The 18877-nt window shown below is 68.3% G+C and carries 17 protein-coding genes; 8 read left to right on the plus strand and 9 right to left on the minus strand.

Annotated elements, in window-relative coordinates; genetic code table 11:
* Positions 1-2 precede the first annotated feature (2 nt).
* Positions 3-1154, minus strand: a complete 1152-nt coding sequence (locus G6N34_RS22270) for an AI-2E family transporter (protein ID WP_085157039.1) — start codon at positions 1152-1154, stop codon at positions 3-5.
* An 81-nt stretch (positions 1155-1235) separates the two neighbouring features.
* On the opposite strand from G6N34_RS22270, the gene G6N34_RS22275 reads away from it, so the two are divergent.
* From G6N34_RS22275 to G6N34_RS22285, 3 genes are read left to right on the plus strand one after another with little or no spacing between them, the layout of a single operon-like run.
* Complete coding sequence (locus tag G6N34_RS22275) at positions 1236-2450, plus strand: lysylphosphatidylglycerol synthase transmembrane domain-containing protein (RefSeq protein WP_085157042.1); 1215 nt, start codon at positions 1236-1238, stop codon at positions 2448-2450.
* A gap of 41 nt (positions 2451-2491) precedes the next feature.
* Complete coding sequence (locus G6N34_RS22280) at positions 2492-3715, plus strand: M23 family metallopeptidase (protein WP_085157045.1); 1224 nt, start codon at positions 2492-2494, stop codon at positions 3713-3715.
* Entirely contained in the window at positions 3712-4089 is a 378-nt protein-coding gene (locus G6N34_RS22285) for a DUF3054 domain-containing protein (RefSeq protein ID WP_085157048.1), read from the plus strand. The genes G6N34_RS22280 and G6N34_RS22285 overlap by 4 nt, the downstream gene beginning before the upstream one ends.
* Here G6N34_RS22285 and G6N34_RS22290 read toward each other — a convergent pair.
* From G6N34_RS22290 to G6N34_RS22305, 4 genes are all read right to left on the minus strand, one after another.
* On the minus strand, positions 4048-5394 hold the full coding sequence (locus G6N34_RS22290) for a HAMP domain-containing sensor histidine kinase (RefSeq protein WP_085157051.1): 1347 nt from the start codon (positions 5392-5394) through the stop codon (positions 4048-4050). The two genes, G6N34_RS22285 and G6N34_RS22290, sit on opposite strands and share 42 nt — an antisense overlap.
* On the minus strand, positions 5391-6059 hold the full coding sequence (locus tag G6N34_RS22295; protein ID WP_179965847.1) for a response regulator transcription factor: 669 nt from the start codon (positions 6057-6059) through the stop codon (positions 5391-5393). Before G6N34_RS22295 ends, G6N34_RS22290 begins: the two co-directional genes overlap by 4 nt.
* A 53-nt stretch (positions 6060-6112) precedes the next feature.
* The gene (locus G6N34_RS22300) at positions 6113-6487 is read right to left on the minus strand and encodes a heme-binding protein (protein WP_085157057.1); all 375 of its coding nucleotides are present in this window, start codon (positions 6485-6487) and stop codon (positions 6113-6115) included.
* Between the two features lie 160 nt (positions 6488-6647).
* Positions 6648-7148: a hemophore gene (locus G6N34_RS22305; RefSeq protein WP_085157060.1), complete on the minus strand. Its 501-nt coding sequence runs from the start codon at positions 7146-7148 to the stop codon at positions 6648-6650.
* Positions 7149-7504: 356 nt separating this feature from the next.
* On the opposite strand from G6N34_RS22305, the gene G6N34_RS22310 reads away from it, so the two are divergent.
* The 3 genes from G6N34_RS22310 to G6N34_RS22320 are packed head-to-tail and all read left to right on the plus strand — an operon-like array spanning position 7505 to position 11361.
* Positions 7505-10420, plus strand: a complete 2916-nt coding sequence (locus G6N34_RS22310) for an MMPL family transporter (RefSeq protein WP_085157063.1) — start codon at positions 7505-7507, stop codon at positions 10418-10420.
* Positions 10421-10422: 2 nt separating this feature from the next.
* Positions 10423-10911 (plus strand): transcriptional regulator, encoded by a 489-nt coding sequence (locus tag G6N34_RS22315; protein WP_085157302.1) that lies wholly within the window; start codon positions 10423-10425, stop codon positions 10909-10911.
* Positions 10912-10956: 45 nt separating this feature from the next.
* Positions 10957-11361 (plus strand): CoA-binding protein, encoded by a 405-nt coding sequence (locus tag G6N34_RS22320; RefSeq protein ID WP_085157305.1) that lies wholly within the window; start codon positions 10957-10959, stop codon positions 11359-11361.
* Positions 11362-11376: 15 nt separating this feature from the next.
* On the opposite strand, the gene G6N34_RS22325 is transcribed toward G6N34_RS22320, so the two are convergent.
* Positions 11377-12078: a hypothetical protein gene (locus G6N34_RS22325; protein WP_085157066.1), complete on the minus strand. Its 702-nt coding sequence runs from the start codon at positions 12076-12078 to the stop codon at positions 11377-11379.
* Complete coding sequence (locus tag G6N34_RS22330; RefSeq protein ID WP_085157069.1) at positions 12075-12689, minus strand: Rv1363c family protein; 615 nt, start codon at positions 12687-12689, stop codon at positions 12075-12077. The genes G6N34_RS22325 and G6N34_RS22330 overlap by 4 nt, the downstream gene beginning before the upstream one ends.
* Positions 12690-12730: 41 nt before the next feature.
* On the opposite strand from G6N34_RS22330, the gene G6N34_RS22335 reads away from it, so the two are divergent.
* Together G6N34_RS22335 and G6N34_RS22340 are read left to right on the plus strand one after the other, a co-directional pair.
* Positions 12731-14716 (plus strand): M13 family metallopeptidase, encoded by a 1986-nt coding sequence (locus tag G6N34_RS22335; protein ID WP_085157072.1) that lies wholly within the window; start codon positions 12731-12733, stop codon positions 14714-14716.
* A 147-nt stretch (positions 14717-14863) separates the two neighbouring features.
* Complete coding sequence (locus G6N34_RS22340) at positions 14864-16111, plus strand: cytochrome P450 (RefSeq protein ID WP_085157075.1); 1248 nt, start codon at positions 14864-14866, stop codon at positions 16109-16111.
* 70 nt (positions 16112-16181) lie between these two features.
* Here G6N34_RS22340 and G6N34_RS22345 read toward each other — a convergent pair whose 3' ends face one another.
* Together G6N34_RS22345 and G6N34_RS22350 are read right to left on the minus strand one after the other, a co-directional pair.
* Positions 16182-17573: an aldehyde dehydrogenase family protein gene (locus G6N34_RS22345; RefSeq protein WP_085157078.1), complete on the minus strand. Its 1392-nt coding sequence runs from the start codon at positions 17571-17573 to the stop codon at positions 16182-16184.
* 182 nt (positions 17574-17755) lie between these two features.
* A complete protein-coding gene (locus G6N34_RS22350; protein ID WP_085157081.1) occupies positions 17756-18775 on the minus strand; it encodes a L,D-transpeptidase in 1020 nt (339 codons plus the stop codon).
* Positions 18776-18877: the final 102 nt, after the last annotated feature.

The following is an 18877-nucleotide window of genomic DNA, read 5'->3' on the forward strand; positions in this document are numbered from 1 at the left end:
GGCTAGGACTTCTCCGGCACCTCGTCGGCCGGGGCGTCGATCACCGGACCCCGACCCTCCTCGAGGAGCGCCTCCTGGCGCTCCTCCTCGGCCTCGGGATCCTCGGCGACCAGGACTCGCACCGCACTGTTGAGGAACGCGATGAGCGGCACCGCGAGCAGGGCACCGACGATGCCCGCCAGCACACCACCGCCTGCGATGCCCAGCACGACCGCAAGGGGATGGATCGACACCGCGCGGCCCATGACCAGCGGCTGCAGGATGTGGGCCTCCAACTGCTGCACCGCGATGATCAGGCCCAGCGTGATCAGGGCGTACAGGAAACCCTTGGCGAGCAGGGCCACCACGACGGCCAGGAACCCGGTGATCACCGCACCCACGAGGGGGATGAACGCACCGAGGAACACCAGTGACGCCAACGGCAGGGCCAGCGGAATGCCCATGATCGCCAGGCCCGTACCGATGCCGATGGCGTCGACGAGCGCCACCAGGAACGTCGCGCGGATGTAGCCGATCAGCGAGTGGAAGCCCGCGCGCCCGGCGTCACCCACCCGCTCACGGACAGTGGCCGGGAAGATCTTCTGGACGAAGGCCCAGATGTTGCGGCCGCCTTGCAGGAAGAAGATGAGCGTGAACAGCACAAGCAGTGCGCCGGTGACGATCTCGGTGAGGGTCGCGGCCGTCGAGAGCGCCCCACTGGTCAGTTGTTCCTGGTTGTTGCGGATGGCCTCGATCGCGGCGTCGCCGGCATGGTCGATCTGCTCACGGCTCAGGTTGAGCGGACCCTCGACGAGCCACGTGCGGGCCGAGTCGATGCTGCGGGTGACCTCTTCGGTCAGGCTCGGCAGGCCTTTCACGAACTGGCTGACGACAAACGTCATGATGCCGCCCAGGATCGCGAAGCCGCTGAGCAGCACCAGCGCGACGGCGCCGCCCCGCGGCGCACCACGCCGGTCCAACCAGTCCACGGCGGGCAGCAGCAGCGCGGTCAGCATCGTCGCCAGTGCCACCGGAACAACGAGTATCAGGAGATTCTTCACCACCCACAGCACCGCGATCAGCGCCGCCAACAGCACCAGTAGACGCCACGCCCAGGCGGCCATCTTGCGGACCAACGGGCTGACCGACGCATCTTCCGACAGAGGCGATGACATCTGGCCAGCGTAACCGCGGATACCGGGCGCGCCGGGCTTCCACGACGCTCGTCAGCGTCCCGCGCCGTTACCCTGAACGGCGTGTCCCATGACGCGCCGGCCAGGGACGCCACCGATGAGACGGGACCTGGCCGCAGCAGGTACTGGTGGCTGCGCTGGGTGATCCTCGGTGTCGTCGCCATCGTGCTGACCATTGAGGCCACCCTGGTCTGGGATCAACTCGCGAAGGCTTGGCGCAGCCTGCTCAGCGCCAACTGGTGGTGGGTGCTGGCCTGTCTGGCCGCGGCGATGCTCTCGATGCACAGCTTTGCGCAGATTCAACGCGAACTGCTGCGCGCCGCGGGTGTGCGGGTCCGGCAGGGGCGCTCGGAGGCGGCCTTCTACGCGGGCAACGCGCTGAGCACGACTCTGCCGGGCGGCCCCGTGCTCAGCGCGACGTTCATCTACCGGCAGCAGCGCCTGTGGGGCGCCTCGCCGGTGGTGGCGTCGTGGCAGCTGGTGATGTCCGGCGCCCTGCAGGTGGTGGGCCTGGCGCTGTTGGGCCTCGGCGGCGCATTCCTGCTGGGCGCCAAGAACAATCCGTTCTCGCTGCTGTTCACCCTCGGCGGATTCATCGTCCTGCTGCTGCTGGCGCAGGCCGTGGCGTCCCGCCCGGAACTGCTCGAGGGCATCGGGGTGCGCGTGTTGGCCTGGATCAACCAGGTCCGGGGCAAGCCCGCCGACACGTGGCTGGACAAGTGGCGCGAGATCCTGCGGCAACTCGAGTCGGTGAGTCTGACTCGCCGGCAACTCGGCACGGCCTTTGGATGGTCGTTCTTCAACTGGGTCTGCGATGTGGCATGCCTGGCTTTCGCGGCATACGCCGCCGGTGGCCATCCCTCACTGGCCGGACTGACGGTCGCCTACGCCGCGGCCCGTGCCGTCGGGTCCATCCCCCTGATGCCCGGCGGCCTGCTGGTGGTCGAGGCCGTGCTGGTGCCCGGCCTGGTGTCCAGCGGTATGACACTGCCCGCCGCGATCTCGGCCATGCTGATCTACCGACTGGTGAGCTGGATCTTCATCGCCGCGATCGGCTGGGTGGTGTTCTTCTTCATGTTCCGCACTGAGAGTCAGGTCGATCCCGACCTCTCGGCGGCGCCACCGGAGGCCGCGACCGCATCGTCTGAAGCAGCCGCATCACCCGCCGACCCCGAACCCGCCGCGGACACAGGCGACTCCGCATTGCAGGGCCCGCTGCCGCCAATGCCAGAGGGGCCCGGGCCCGAGCGGGCGCGGCGCGCCGACGAGGATTGCTGACCCGCGCCCATCAGCGCGCCGACCGTGATTTGATCTGCCCCATGACGCGTCCTCTGCCCCGCCGCCTGCTCCAGTGCGCCGCGACCCTGCTGGTCGTGACGGGCATGGCCGCATGCTCGTCGGATCCGGCCACCACCGAGACCACCGCCACGAGCACTGCCCCGCCGATGCCGACCCCGCTGATCGGCTCCGTGCTGGCGCCGCCGATCCCCGTGCCGGCCACCGACGGACGCACGCACCTGGCCTATGAGCTGGTCCTGACCAACGCCCTGCCGGGCAACGCCACACTCAACTCGCTGACCGCCAAGACCGGTGACCGCAGTCTGTTGACTCTCTCCGGCGACAACCTGAAGTACTGGACCCGGGCGTTGGGCGACACCGCGACGCCGACGACCGTCATCCCGGCCGGTGGCACCGCCATCGTGTGGCTCGATGTGGTCGTCGACAACGGGGCCGAACCGCCGTCCGACATCACCCACTCGGTCGACCTGACGGTCAGCAAGCCGATTCCGGGACTGGTGCCCGCCAAGGTGACCCAACCCGTCGCCCCGGTGACGGTCGCGACACGCAAGCCCGTGGCCATCGACCCTCCACTCGACGGCGCCAACTGGGTCGACGCCAACGGGTGCTGCGGCACCTCTTCCCACCGAATGGCGCTCAACCCGATCAACGGAGCGCTGTGGGCCGCTGAGCGGTTCGCGATCGACTACGTGCAGATGACCGACGACTTCCGGCTGTTCAGCGGCGATCCCACCAAGCTGGAGAGTTACGCGTTCTTCGCCGCGCCGATCCGTGCGGTCGGCCCGGGCAAGGTGGTGGCCGTCGTCGACAACCTGCCCGAGCAGGTGCCGTCCAAGACCCCCTCGGGTCTGCCCCTTGATCAGTACGGCGGCAACCATGTCGTGCAGGATCTCGGCGACGGCAACTACGCCTTCTACGGGCACCTCAAGCCGGGCAGTATCAGCGTCAAGGCCGGCGAGGATCTCGAGCCAGGTCAGCAGATCGCCGAGCTGGGGAACTCCGGGAACACCACTGCCCCGCACCTGCACTTCCACGTGATGGACAACCCGGACCCCTTGGCCGCCAACGGCCTCCCGTTCGTCATCAAGTCCTTCCGACTGGACGAGCGACTGGCGTCGGCCGAGAGTGTGAACAAGCTGTTCACCGGCCAGCCGGCACCGCTGCAACCCGGGTTCGCCGCACGCGACGAGGTCGAGGTGCTTCCCCTAGACCGGGACGTCATGACCTACTCTGTCGCGCAATGAATCAACGCAGGGTTCTCGTCGCGGTTCTGGCGGACGTCGTGTCCGTCGTGGTGTTCTGTGCGCTCGGACGGCGCAGCCACGCCGAAGGTCTGACGCTGGCGGGCATTGCCGAAACCGCCTGGCCGTTTCTGACCGGCGCGGGTGTCGGCTGGCTCGCATCCCGCGGGTGGCGTGCACCCACCGCGATCGCGCCGACGGGCGTGGTGGTCTGGCTGTCGACGATCATCGTCGGGATGCTGCTGCGCAAGGCCACCTCGACGGGCGTGGCCGTCTCGTTCATCATCGTCGCCTCGCTGGTGACGGCGGCCCTGCTGCTGGGCTGGCGCGGTGCGCTAGCCGTCAGCCGGCGTCGCGACGGTCAGAGTCGCGCGTAACCCGCCGAGTGGGCCGTCGGACAGTTCGATGTGCCCGCCGTGCAGCGCCGCCTGCTGGGCCACCAGTGCCAGCCCGAGCCCGGACCCGCCAGAGGCGGCCGTGCTCCCCCGGGAGAACCGTCCGAGCACGATCTCATGCTCGTCGGCCGGCAACCCGCACCCGTTGTCGTCGACGATGATCGCCATCTCGCCCGCGTCGCGGCGCGCGGTCAGCACTATGCGCGAGGCCCTGCCGTGCGTGATGGCGTTGCGGACCAGGTTGTCGACGGCCAGCCGCAGGCCGCCGGGCCAGCCGAGGATCACGCCGTCTGCCGGTTCGGCGAAGTGCGTGTCCACGACGATCTCGACGGTGCCGCCTGGACGGGTGTTCTCCCGCGCCACTCGGTCCAGCAGTTCCTCGATGTCAACCAGTTCGCGGTCCTCGGCCTGGGCGAGCTGACCCGACGCCAGTTGCCCGAGCGCCGTGATCGTCGCCTCGACGCGGCGCTGGGCCCGCGCCAGGTCGGCGACCACCTCGTCGCGCTCGTGTGGCGGGAGGTCGTGGATGCGCAGGGTGTCCAGGTCGGCCCGCATCGCGGTCAGCGGCGTGCGCAGTTCATGGGCCGCATTGGCCGCGAAATCCTGTGCGGCCTGCAGCGACTGTGTGGTCGAAGCCTGCGCGGCGGCCAACCGGAGCAGCATGCCGATCATGGCCTCCGACAGGTCCTCGGCCTCCTTGACGCCGCGCACGGGATCGATCTGGTCGACCCCGCCCTGGCCCAGCCGCTGCGTCTGTTCGGTGAGCCTGCGCAGGGGTCGTGTCGCCGCACCGCCGAGCAGCCAGCCCAGACTGCCCGCGATGAAAAGGGCCACCACCGCGATGCCGACGTAGAGCGGGATGCGGGCGCTGTTCAGCAGGATGCTGTCGGTCCGGATGCCGATCGACATGAGAATGCCCTGCCGGTCCAGCAGCACCGTGCGGACGCGGTACTCGACCCCGTTGACGGTGACGGTGTCGGTGCCCGGCGGAAGCTGCGGCAGCTGCAGTCCACGTTGGAACACCACCTCGCCCGTCGACGCCGAACGCCCCGTCGAGAACACGGCATGCGACGCGTCGTTGGCCCGGCTGCCGCCGGTGCTGGCGTCGACGATGGCGTCCAGGCGCCGGTCCAGTTGCGCCGAGTCGTTGCTGGCCAGCGCGAACGAGGTGAGCACCACGAGCGCGCCGACCACCGCGGCCGCGGCGATCGCGGCCGCGATCGCGACCCGGGTGCGCAGCGACGCACGGTAACGCAGCCAGCGCTTCGGCCGCGTCGGGTCGGTCACGGATCGGCCCGGAGCACGTATCCGATCCCGCGGACGGTGTGGATCACGCGCGGCACACCTTCGCGTTCGAGCTTGCGTCGCAGGTAGCTTACGAAGACGTCGGCCACATTGGTGTCGACGTCGAAGTCGTAACCCCACACCAACTCGAGGAGTCGCTGCCGCGACAGCACCACGCCTGCGTTCTCCACGAGCACCGCGAGCAGGTCGAACTCCCGCTTGGTGAGATCGGCTCGGTCTCCTTCGACGAACACCAGGCGCCGTGCGGTGTCGACGGTCAGAGGCCCGACGGTCATGGCGTCGGAGTGTTCCTCGGCGTGGGTCGCGCGGCGCAGCAGTGCCCGAAGACGAGCGACGAGTTCACCGAGGTCGAACGGTTTGGTCAGGTAATCGTCGGCACCGGCCTCAAGACCGGCGATGCGATCGTTGACGGTGTCCCGCGCCGACAGCACACAGATCGGGATGTCGTTGCCCAGGGCCCGCAATGCGGTCACGACCGCGACACCGTCCAGTTCGGGCATCTGCACATCGAGGACGAGCGCATCATGCGATTCGCTGGACAACAGCCGGAGGGCTTCCTTGCCGTTGGCCGCGACCCTGACGTCGAACCCCGAATGGCGCAGTCCACGCGCCACCGAGGTCCGAACGTCCGGATCGTCGTCGACCATCAAGACCGTGTGGCCCACACCGTCACGTGCGGGCTCATGGGCCACAGCGGGCACTAGTCGTCTGAGAGTGCGGGATCGCTTGCCGCCCCGCAGCGCTCCCGAATGTCGAACAGCGGCTGCCGGATGCCCGTGAGCTCGGCTTCGATCTGGGGGTTGGCGTCCAGGTATTTCCGGACCTCGGCCTTGATGGTGTCGTGGTCGGCACCCTCGAGGCTTGTGAAGAACGCGTTGACGTCAGGATGCGTGAACAGGTACGCCGAGGTGGATGCGGACACGCCCGACGCGACTCCCGCCAGGTCTGCGGCGGTGCAGTTCGGCGGCGGCGGCGGATCGGCGAGCGCGGAGGGGGCTGCAGCAAACAGCACCGCTGTGCTGAGCGCACCGGCACCCATAACGCCGATCACCGCGCGACGAGCGGAAAACCTCATGTTCGAGCTCCTTAGACGGGTGTGGAAGGCCTGGTCGAACCTGCACAGTGCAGGCGACATCGCTCATCCAAGCAGATTCGCTTGACACTTTCCTGCCTAGTCGTCAGACGATTCGGAGAAAGTCGCAGATCCGCAGGTCACCGACCCCTCGGCGGGCCCGTCAGCCGGGAGTGCTGGTGGCGCCCGTCGCGGCGGGCACCGCGACGCCGGGTCCCGGCGCGGGGCCCGTGCCGGTCACTGGCGAAGCGTCGGGCAGTCCGCCCTGCTGCGTGGTCTGCATGATGCTCAGCACCTGGGGCAGCGAGATCGGCAGCTTGCACTTCGTCGACAACGCGGTCAGCGGCTTCTGGATGGTCTGCAGGTCCTTGGCCGCGGCGGGGTTGGCGTCGAAGTAGGTCTTGAGGGCCACGAGCGACTGCGGGCCCGCAGCCTGCTGCGAGATCCTCGTCAGCGCCTGGTTCGTTTCGGGGTGCGAGTCGAGATACAGGCCGGTGTTGTTCGCGACCGTGCCGATGGTCCTGGCCACCTGACTGGCCGCACAGGGGTCGGGTGCCGCGCTGGCGGTCGGCCCCAGCAACAGCAGCGTGCCCGCGCCGCCGAATGCGGTGGCCATCAGCACAGCACCGATCCTGCGGCGCGTCGATTGTTCGGTCCTGCCCATGGGGATCACTCCTTACGGTTCGCGAACATCTATCGGGCCGACCGGCCCCGATGTTTCAGCGCAGACGCCATCCGATGGTCCCCGATCCGAGGATGGCCATCCGCCATGGTGCCATCCCCCGCCACGCGGGCCCATCCTCGACAGCACCCCCGGACGACTCGAACAGGCGATTTCGGGGCGCCAAAGGACTCGGCGCCCGCAGCGCGGCTCGAGATCGCGCGCAGATCACAATGTGGCGAACGTTACAGTTCGGTTCTCCGCGCGGATTCCTCGTCCAATGCGGACACAGGCTGCTGCGGTAGGCTCTGCCACACCTATTCCGGCAGAGGACGCGGGAGTCCACCATCCAGCAGTTCATGATGCGCCTGAGCCGCAACCTGCGCAGATTTCGCTGGCTGGTCTTCGCGACGTGGCTGCTCGCGCTCGTGCCCTCGATCTATCTGGCACTGACTAATTCCAGCAACCTCACGGGCGGTGGCTTCGAGGTCGCCGACTCGCAGTCGCTGCGCGTCCAGTACGCCATCGAGGACCACTTCCCCAACGAGGGCGCCTCGCCACTGGCCCTGGTCGCCGCCCCGCGCGCCGACGCGACGTACGCCGACATGAACGACGCCGTCGCGTTCCTGCAGCGTGTGGCGAGCGAGGTCCCAAGCGTCAGGGTCGTGCCCAACCCCATCCAACCGCCGCCGGGCCCGGACCGGCCCCACGTGGTGTCGCTGAACCTGGATTTCGAGAACTCCGGTGCGGTCGACGTGGCCAAGCAACTGCGTGCCAAGGTCGGCATCGACGGCGATCGGCCCGGTGAGATCAACGATGGCCGGGTCCGGCTCTACGTCATCGGCCAGGGCGCCCTGGGTGCTGCAGCCTCGGAGACCACCAAGCACGACGTCGCCGAGGCCGAGAAGTGGAACCTGCCGATCGTCCTGATCGTGCTGTTGGCGGTGTTCGGCTCGCTGGCGGCCGCGGCCGTCCCCCTGCTCCTGGGCGTGTGCACCGTCGTGGTCACGATGGGCGTGGTGTTCTGGCTGTCGTCGTTCTTCACGATGTCGGTCTTCGTGACGTCCACGGTGTCGATGTTCGGCATCGCGCTGGCGATCGACTACTCCCTGTTCATCCTGATGCGGTTCCGGGAGGAACTGCGGGCGGGCCGCGACGTCAGCCAGGCCACCGACGCGTCGATGGCGACGTCGGGCCTCGCGGTGGTGCTCTCCGGCGCCACGGTCATCGCCTCGGTGACCGGCATCTACCTGATCAACACCCCCGTGCTGAATTCGATGGCCACCGGCGCGATCCTGGCGGTGGCCGTCGCGGTGCTGACCTCGACGACCCTGACGCCGGCGGTGCTGGCCATATTCGGCCGTCGCGTGGCCAAGCGATCACGCCTGCTGCACTGGGGGCGCGGCATCGAGTCCACGCAGTCCCGGTTCTGGACCCGCTGGGTCGGCTGGGTCATGAAACGGCCCTGGGTGTCGGCGCTGTCGGCCACGGTGTTCCTGTTGGCGCTCGCCGCGCCCGTGTTCTCCCTCGTACTGGGCAACAGCATGCTGCGGCAGTTCCCGTCGTCGCACGAGATTCGCGGCGGTGTGGGCGCGGCGGCCGAAGCGCTGGGCCCCGGCGCGCTGGGCCCGGTCCGGGTGCTGGTCAGCTTCCCCGACGGCGACGCGTCCGCGCCGCAGAACTCAGCCGTCGTCGACAACGTCGCCCAGAAGATGGATGAGGCCATCCACATCGTGTCGGTGTCGGAACCGGTGTTCTCCGACGACAGGCACAGCGCGCTGCTGTCCGGGGTGCTGACCGTGGATCCCGAGGACATGGCGGCCCGCAGCACGATCGACTGGCTGCGCAGCGAACTGCCCCGGGTGCCGGGCGCGGAGAACGCATCCGTCGATGTCGGCGGTCCCACCGCGCTGATCAAGGACTTCGACGACAGGGTCGCCACGGCCGAACCCTTCGTGTTCCTGTTCGTCGCGCTGATCGCATTCGTGATGCTGCTGATCTCGATCCAGTCGGTGTTCCTGGCGCTCAAGGGCGTCCTGATGACGGTGCTGTCCGTCGCCGCGGCCTACGGCAGCCTCGTGATGATCTTCCAGTGGGGCTGGCTGGAGGCGCTGGGCTTCGAACGCATCTCATCGATCGACAGCACGATCCCGCCGCTGGTCCTGGCGCTGACGTTCGGGCTCTCGATGGACTACGAGATCTTCCTGCTCACCCGAATCCGTGAGCGCTTCCTGCAGACCGGCGACACCCGCGACGCCGTGGCGTACGGCGTGAGTACGAGCGCGCGGACCATCACCAGCGCCGCCCTGATCATGATCGCGGTGTTCGTCGGCTTCGCCTTCGCGGGAATGCCCCTGGTCGCGCAGTTGGGTGTGGCCTGCGCCGTGGCGATCGCGGTCGACGCGACCGTCGTGCGACTGGTCCTGGTGCCGGCCCTGATGGCGATGTTCGACCAGTGGAACTGGTGGCTGCCGCGCTGGCTGGCCCGCATTCTGCCGTCGGTGGATTTCGAGAAGCCGCTGCCCAAGCTGGACCTCGGTGATCTGGTGATCATCCCCGAGGACATCTCGGCGCTGGTCGCGCCCAGTGCTGACCTGCGAGTCGTCGTGAAGTCGTCGGCCAGGCTGCGGGACCTGGCTCCCGACGCCATCACCGTCGCCGATCCGCTGGCCTTCTCGGGCTGCGCCGGACTGCAGACCCTGGCGGGCCGGGTCCGCGGCAGCGACGACGCACACCCGCCGAAATCGACTCGCGCCGGCATCGTCAAGGAGCGCACCGATCGCATCGCGCGACCGGTCCATCCAGTGACGCGGTGGCGAGACCGTCTCGACGTCGCACTCGACGCGCTGGCGACCGAGACCGAGTTGGGTTATCACGATGCTGTGCTGGAGCGTTTGGCTCCCTTGGAGACCACGACCGTCCAGTTGCCGACCGGCGACCGTCTGCAGATCCCGACGGGTGCCGAGACGCTGCGACTCCAGGCTTATCTGCTGATGTCACGCAACAGCGGCGCAGACTACGCGGCGTTTGCTGACCTGGTTGACGTCCTGGAACCGCAGACCGCAGCGTTGGTGCTGTCGGGGATGGACAGGTATTACTGTGGGCGAACACCCGCAGGTCTGTGGGTCGCGACCACTCTGGTCCGCCGACTCGCCGAGCCCGCGCCCGACGACGTCGACGGCGTGTGGGCCGAACCCGGCAGGCAGGCGGAGTGGGATCGGGTCAGGCAGCGCTGCCTGGCCGTGGCCGTGGCGATGCTTGAGGAGGCGAGGTGACCTTGGCAGCAAGGGATGCCGACCGCAGCCACGGCAACGGAGTCCCGGCACGTGGCCCGGATCGTCCGGTCGAAGTCTGGCCCACCTCCGCGATTCGTTCTGCGCTGCAGGACGGCGACATCAGCGTGTGGCAGCGCATCGTCCTGGCGATCAAACGCGACCCCTTTGGCCGCACGGCCCGACAGGTCGAGGAAGTTCTGGCCAACGCCGAACTCATCGGCGTCTCCAAAGCGATGCACGAGGTCATCGCCCGCAGTCGTCAGCATCTGGAGGCCAACGAACGCGCCGAGGCCGCCCGGCACATCCGCGTCCTGATGGACCGCTCGGGTCTGTCCGATCCCGAGTTCGCCTCGCGCAGCGGGATTCCTCCGCAGGACCTCGAAGTCTACCTCAGCGGCAAGGTCAGTCCCCCGGCCTCGTTGATGATCCGAATGCGACGACTCTCGGATCGCTTCGCCAAGATTCAGGAGCAGCGCCGCGGTCGCGGCTGACCCTGCGCCGCACCGCGGGTGACATCACCTGACATGCTCGACGTCGTGTCTGACGATCTCGACCAAATCCTGCGGACCACCCGCACCATCGCCGTGGTGGGCGCGTCGGCGAATCCCGCGCGGCCGAGCCACGACGTGTACCACTACCTGCGGGCCACCGGCCAGTACACGCTGTACCCGGTGAACCCGACCATCACCGAACTCGACGGCGACCCGGCCTTCGCGAGCCTTGCCGATCTGCCCGTCGTGCCCGACATGGTCGACGTGTTCCGGCGCACCGAGGAGTTGCCGGGAGTGCTCGCCGAGATCCTGGCGCTGCCGCAGCGGCCCAAGTCCCTGTGGCTGCAACTGGGCCTGGTCGATGAGGACGTCGCCCGCGAGGCCCGGGCCGCCGGCATCGCCGTCGTGATGGACCGCTGCCTCAAGGTCGAACACGCGCGGTTGCGCTGAGCTGCCTGTAGGGCCTCAGCCCTGCGGGTTGGGCGTGTTGATCGGCGCCACGTCGAGCACCACCCAGCGCCCCTCGGGTTTGCCGAGCGTGACCCGCAGCGCGAGCACCGCACGCGTCGGCGCCTGTCCCGGCGTGCTCTGCGTCCCACGCATGACCACCGCCACGTTGGCGCCGTCGGTGCCCAGCGCTTCCACGCCGGCCGAGATGGTCTGAGCCTGCGCCGAGATCCTCTTGCGGGCGAGGTCTTCGGTCGACTTGCCGAAGTTGGCCTTGAACGCCTCGGCCTGCGCGGGGGCCATCAGGGCCGCGGCGCGCTCGATCGACGCCATCGGGTCCTGCGGCGAGAATGTCGCCGTCGCCTCCGAGACGGCCGTCGCCAGGCGCACCACTTCCTGCGCGTCGTTGTTGAGCTGCCGGTCGGGCAGCGTCAGCCGCGTGTAGCCGACCACGACTGCGGCCGCCACCAGCCCGGTCATCAGCGCGACCACGGCCAACCGCAGACCGGGGCCGTCGTCGTCGGTGCCCGCAGTCACGCGGTCCCGCCGCCACAGCACCGCGTTGACGATCATGGCCTCGACGATCAGCAGGCCCAGGATCGAGCACACCGACACCCACCACAGCGGCCAGTCGAGGAAGGACCCGATCGCCAGCAGCGCGACGATCGCCACCAGCGGTGCGGCGATGTCGAAGGCCAGCACACGCCAGGTGTTCCTCATCGCATTGACTCCAGACGTGAGATGAGCAGTCGGCCGTCGACGTCGGAGACGCCGAGGCGCAGGTTCCAGCGCACGGTCTGCGGTGTGCCGCCCACGTTCTGACTCACCGATGACGCGATGACAAGCACCGTGTCGGTCCGGGACGCGACGTCCTGCGGCAGCGGAGGCGATGGTGGCGGTGAGCCCGGTTCGGTGTCGAGGTCACGGTGCACCGACTCGTAGGCGACCGCCTCGATCTGCCCGCGGGTCTGCGACTTCAGGGTCTTGACGACGTCGGTGTAGGGCGTGACGGCGGCCTCGAAGTCGGCGTTGAGTTCGCCGACGGTGCCGTCGTGCAGTCTCTGCAGGCTGGCCTCGACGGTGGCCGCGTTCATGTTGATCAGCACGCCTGTCCAATCGGCGGCGGCCTGCATGACGCGAGTGCGGTGGTCCAGTTCGGCGACCTGGTCGCGGTGCCCTGCGTAGATCAGCCCGGCGAGCACCACCCCGGCGACCGCGACGACGGCAAGCACCGCCGAGGCGATTCCGTAGAGCGAGAAGACGGGCCCGGGGGCCGGCACCTCGGTGGCGTCAGCGCTGCTGTCGGGCTCTGTGACCTCGGCGTCAGGCATGGCCGTGAGGGTACCCGGCGACTTCTGGTAAGGATGAAGCCGTGACGGTAGAAGCCATTCGCTCGGGCCTGGACCTGAGCTACGTCGATGACCACTCGCGCCCGCAGGACGACCTGTTCGGTCACGTCAACGGCCGCTGGCTGACCGACTACGAGATTCCCGCCGACCGCGCCACCGACGGCGCCTTCCGGTCGCTGTTCGACCGCGCCGAGGAGCAGGTCCGCGACCTGATCACCGAGGCCGCCGCGAGCAACGCCCCGGCGGGCACCGATCAGCGGCGCATCGGCGATCTGTACGCCAGCTTCCTCGACGAGGCGGCCGTCGAGAACCGCGGCGTCACTCCCCTGCTCGACGAGCTGACTCAGATCGACGAGGCCGCCGACGCCGACGCGCTGGCCGCGGTCATCGGCGCGCTGCAGCGTGCCGGGGTCGGCGGCGGTGCCGGTGTCTATGTGGACACTGACTCCAAGAACTCCACGCGGTACCTGCTCCACGTGAGCCAGTCGGGGCTGGGCCTGCCCGACGAGTCCTACTACCGCGACCCGCAGCACGCCGAGATCCTGGCGGCGTATCCAGACCACATCGCGCGGATGTTCGCGCTGGTCTACGGCGGGACCGCGCAGGACCACGCGGACACCGCCGAGCGCATCGTCGCGCTGGAGAAGAAGTTGGCCTCGGCCCACTGGGACGTCGTGAAGCGGCGCGACGCCGACCTGACCTACAACCTGCGCGCCTTCGCCGACCTCGCCGACGAGGCCCCCGGCTTCGACTGGACGGCGTGGATCACCGCGCTCGGCAGCAGCCCCGAGAAGTCCGCTGAAGTCGTCGTGCGCCAACCCGACTACCTGACGGCGTTCGCCGCGCTCTGGGCGGGCGAGTCCCTGGACACGTGGAAGGACTGGGCGCGCTGGCGCCTGATCCGCTCCCGTGCCGGCATGTTGACCGATGCCATCGTGGCCCAGGACTTCGAGTTCTACGGCCGGACCCTGAGCGGCACCGAGGCCATCCGCGATCGCTGGAAGCGCGGTGTGAGCCTCGTGGAGGGCCTGATGGGCGACGCCCTGGGCAAGCTGTACGTCGCACGCCACTTCCCGCCCGAGCACAAGGCGCGGATGGACGTGCTGGTGGCCAACCTGCGGGAGGCCTACCGGGTCAGCATCAACGACCTCGAGTGGATGACGCCGGAGACCCGGCAGCGCGCGTTGGCCAAGCTGGACAAGTTCACGCCCAAGATCGGCTACCCGGCCAAGTGGCGGGACTACTCGCAACTGGTCATCGACCGCGATGACCTGTACGGCAACTGCCGCCGCGGCCACGAGGTCGACTCCGATCGCGAACTGGCCAAGCTCGGTGGGCCCGTCGACCGCGACGAGTGGTTCATGACCCCGCAGACCGTGAACGCCTACTACAACCCGGGCATGAACGAGATCGTGTTCCCCGCAGCGATCCTGCAGCCGCCGTTCTTCGACGCCGACGCCGACGACGCCGCCAACTACGGCGGCATCGGTGCGGTGATCGGCCACGAGATCGGGCACGGCTTCGACGATCAGGGCGCCAAGTACGACGGCGACGGCAACCTGGTGGACTGGTGGACCGATGCCGACCGCGCCGAATTCGGGCTGCGCACAAAGGCTCTCATCGAACAGTACGACGACTTCGTGCCGCGCGCCCTCTCCAATGAGTACCACGTCAACGGCGCGTTCACGGTGGGCGAGAACATCGGCGACCTCGGCGGCCTCTCGATCGCACTGCTGGCCTACAAACTGTCGCTGGGCGGCAAGGAGGCGCCGGTGATCGACGGCCTCACCGGGGTGCAGCGGGTGTTCTTCGGCTGGGCACAGGTGTGGCGGACGAAGTCCCGCGACGCGGAGTCGATCCGTCGCCTCGCCGTGGACCCGCACTCGCCGCCGGAGTTCCGCTGCAACGGCGTGATCCGCAACATGGACGCGTTCTACGAGGCGTTCGGCGTCGGCCCCGACGACGAACTGTTCCTCGAACCCGAGCACCGGGTGCGCATCTGGAACTGACGCACGTCGTCTGACGGTGTCCCCCGCGGGCCACCGATTGGCACCCACGGCCGTATCGGAACCTGTGTCGCTGCATAGCATTTGAGGCGAGCAGTGACGGAGGTCACGACTGCCTTTGTGCAGGTCAGCCAAGCAGTGGGAGAAACCATGACGGCGAACATCGTCAGCGACGCCGAGCAGGACGTGGCGGCGGTCAATGTCTTCGATCCGAGTTGGTGGGCCGACGGGCCGCCACACGGGCTCTTCAAGCGCATGCGACAGCAGTCCCCGGTGCATTGGAACCCCCTGCCGGACGGCACCGGGTGCTGGATGTTGTTCCGCCACGCTGAGATCTCCGAGGTCAGCCATGATTCGGAGACCTTCTCCAGCCGACGGGGCGGGGTCTTCATCAACCCCGATCAGCTGGTGAATCTCGACGTCATCAGCAACATGCTGCTGTACATGGACCCGCCCACGCACACCCGGCACCGCAAGATCCTGGCCAAGGTGTTCACCCCGGCCGCGGTGGCCAAGATGGAGGAGGGGATCCGCGCGCGGGTCGTCACCACCATCGACAAGGTCATAGAGAGCGGCCGGGCGGACTACGCGGCCGACATCGCCGTCCCGATCCCGCTTCTCATCCTGATGGAACTGATGGGCGCGCCGGAGGAGGACCTGCCCTCGTTCTACGACTGGACCGAACGCATCGAGCAGGAGATCCGGTCCCCCGAATCCAATTCGGGCGCAGGCGTCTTCATGGAGATGGCCGGCTATCTGGCGCAGCAGGTGGCGCGCCAGTCGGAGGCCGCGATCGAAGACTCGCTGGTGATGCGGTTGCGCAACGCCGTGGTGGACGGCGCGGAACTGACCGATCTGGAGATCGTGATGTTCTTCGGTCTGCTGACCTTCGCGGGCAATGACACCACCCGAAACACCGCGGCCACCGGGCTTCTGACCCTGCTTGAGCATCCGGAGGCGCTGGCTGCGCTGTATGCCGATCCGACGCTGATCCCCACCGCGGTGGAGGAGATCCTGCGCTGGACGTCGGTGGTCCAGTGGTTCGCCCGCACCGCCACGCGCGACGTCGAGTTGGACGGCAAGCGCATCTCGGAGGGCGACAAGGTCGTGATGTGGTACGGCAGCGGCTCCCGTGACGAGCGCGTCTTCGAGAACCCGGACGTCTTCGACATCCACCGCCCCAAGTCTGAGCACGTCGCGTACGGCGGCGGTGGACGGCACTTCTGCCTGGGCGCGAGCCTGGCTCGGATGGAACTGCGGATCATCCTCGAGGAGGTGCTGGGCCGGATGAAGGACCTGCGCCTGGACGGCAATCCTGAACTGGTGCCGTCGAACTGGGCCTACGGTCTGTCGACGCTGCCCGTCGCGTTCACGCCCGGCGCCCGGTCGGACGCCTGACCCAACCCGAACATGACTGAGCCGCCCACCATTTCGGTGGGCGGCTCAGTTGTTGACGGAGCGCTGAGTCTCAGAACAGTCGACGCATCAGCGCGAGCGCACGCTTGGTGTGCGGCGGGTACACGAACGTCGGGTCCGGCTTCGCCGGCTTGGCCAGAACGGCCCGACGGTGGCTGAGCGCTTCGAAGCCCCAGCGGCCGTGATACGCGCCCATCCCACTGGCACCCACGCCGCCGAAGGGCAGTTGCGGCACCAGGCAGTGCATTGCGACGTGGTTGAGGACCGCTCCGCCCGAGGGGATCCGGTCCACGATCTCGCGCCCACGGCGCGTGGAGCTCGTGAACACATACGCCGCCAGCGGTTTCGGCCCGCTGTTGACGTATTCGACGGCTCGATCCACCGAGTCGACCGTGATGACCGGCAGGATCGGTCCGAAGATCTCCTCTGCCATCACGGCGTCGGTGACCGGCGGGTCCACCACCACGGTGGGTTCCATCCGCAGCGCGTCGCGGTCGACTGCCCCGCCGTAGGCGATCTGACCATCCGTGGTGCGCAGCATTGCCGCGAGCCGGTCCAGGTGTCGTTCGTTGACGATTCGCATCGCCGGAACCGTTTCCTCGGAACGGAATTCGCGCAGGCATGCGCTCAGCTGCGCGACGAACCGGTCCCTGACCGACCGCTCGACCAGGACGTAGTCGGGAGCGATGCAGGTCTGCCCGGAGTTGAGCAGCTTGATCCACGCGATCCGTCGGGCCGCGACGTCGATGTCCGCGTCGGCGGTGATGATGACCGGGCTCTTGCCCCCGAGTTCCAGCGTGACCGGTGTGAGGGTCGGGGCCGCTGCCGCCATGATTCTGCGGCCAATCTCGGTCCCGCCCGTGAAGAACGCGTGGTCGAAGCCCTGCGCCAAGAGGTCCTGGGTGATCGCGGCGTCGCCCTCGACGACCCGGACCGCTTCGGGATCGACGTACTGCGGCACCAGCCTGGCCAGCAGCGCCGAGGTGGCCGGGGCCAACTCCGACGGCTTGATGACGGCGCAGTTGCCCGCGGCCACGGCCGCCACCAGGGGACCCAAGCTCAGGTAGACGGGGTAGTTCCACGGGCCGATGATGAGCACCACCCCGAGCGGCTCGTACTGCACCCAGCCCCGGCCTGGCAGCTGAGCCAGCGGCAGGCTCACCCGTTGCCGCCGCATCCACTTCTTGAGGTGCTTGCGGGCATAGGCGGCCTCGGCCTTGGTCGAGGCGATGTCTCCGAGCCAGGACTCCTGCGCCGAGCGGCCCAAATCGGCCGCCAGCGCCTCCGCGATGGCCGGCTCCTGTTCGCTGACCAGCCGTTCGATTCCGAGCAGCTGCTCGCGCCGCCACTCCAGTGAGCGGGTGCGGCCGGTGGCGAAGCACCGCCTCGTCTCGGCCAGCACTTCCACGGCCCCGCAGGACTGCGGACTGGTCTGCACAACCATGTATGGATCCCTTCATCGTCACTATGAGCGCCATCACATGCTGACGCTGAAGGGGCGGCCATAGGTTCGACCCGCGTGCCAATTAGTGGCCTCTGGGGGCCAACCACGCCGAATACAGACCGTCCACATGCAGAATCGCCCGGAATCGGGTGATTCCGGGCGATTTCTGCGTAGGGGCGGGTCTAGAACATCTGCCAGTCCGACGCGCCGTCGGGCTGGCTGTACAGGCCCTTGCTGTTCTTGATGACGACGGGATCGCCGCTGCCGAAGTTGTCGAAGAACCACTGGGCGTTGGCGGGGCTCAGGTTGATGCAGCCGTGGCTGACATTGCGCTTGCCCTGATCGCCCACCGACCACGGCGCGCTGTGCACGAAGATGCCACTGTTGTCGATCCGGACCGCGTCCTGCACCTTGAGCTTGTAGCCCTCGGCCGAGTCCACCGGCACGCCGTAGGTCGAGGAGTCCATCACGATGTCGGCGAACTTCTCCAGCACGTAGTAGGTGCCGTTCTTGGTCTCATGCTTGCCGTCGGGCTTGCCCATCGACACCGGGAAGGTCTTCTCGAGCTTCCCGTTGCGCATGACCTCCATCTGCTTGGTCTTGTCGTCGATCGTGGCGACCAGGTAGTCACCGGTGCGGAAGGTGGACTTGGTGCCCGCCGCGTCGATGGTCACGACGGTGTTGGCGGGCCAGAAGTCCTGCGGACGCCAGCGCAACTGCGTGTCACTGACCCAGTAGAAGCGGCCGGGCACCGGCGGCACCGACGAGATGTGCACGGCGTCCTGCGCCATCTGCCGGTCGGCGATCGGTACGGCGAAGTTGATGTAGATGGGCTTGGCCACACCGACCATCGACCCGTTCACCGGGTTGAAGGTGGGCGGCCGGAACGGTGGGGTGCCCTCGAACGGCAGCGGGTTCTGGCCCGCGGGCGTGCCCTCGGGGATCACCGAAGGCGCGCCGTAGTTGTTCAGCGGCACCGGGGCGGCCGGGTCTTCGGCAGCCGCGGGGGCCAGCGGATCTGCCGGTGGCGCCGGGGGTGCGAACGGGTCAACGGGCGCGTCGACGACGGGCGGCGGTGGCGGGTCGCCGGGGGTGACCTCAGGATCTGCTGCCGCGGGTGTCACCGCGAAAGACAGCAGTGCGGCGGTGCCCACAAGTGCGGCCACCGACTTCGCGGCGCGGCTTCGGATCAAGCTCGCCATGTACCAACCTCCAGTCATCGGCTCGGTCCAGTGTGGCACAACCAGGAGACCAGCTACGGAGAGCGCGGGCCGCCAAAGGCACAACCAGACCCGACCCACTTG

Origin of the sequence: Mycolicibacterium confluentis, assembly GCF_010729895.1 — a bacterium.
GTDB lineage: Bacteria > Actinomycetota > Actinomycetes > Mycobacteriales > Mycobacteriaceae > Mycobacterium > Mycobacterium confluentis.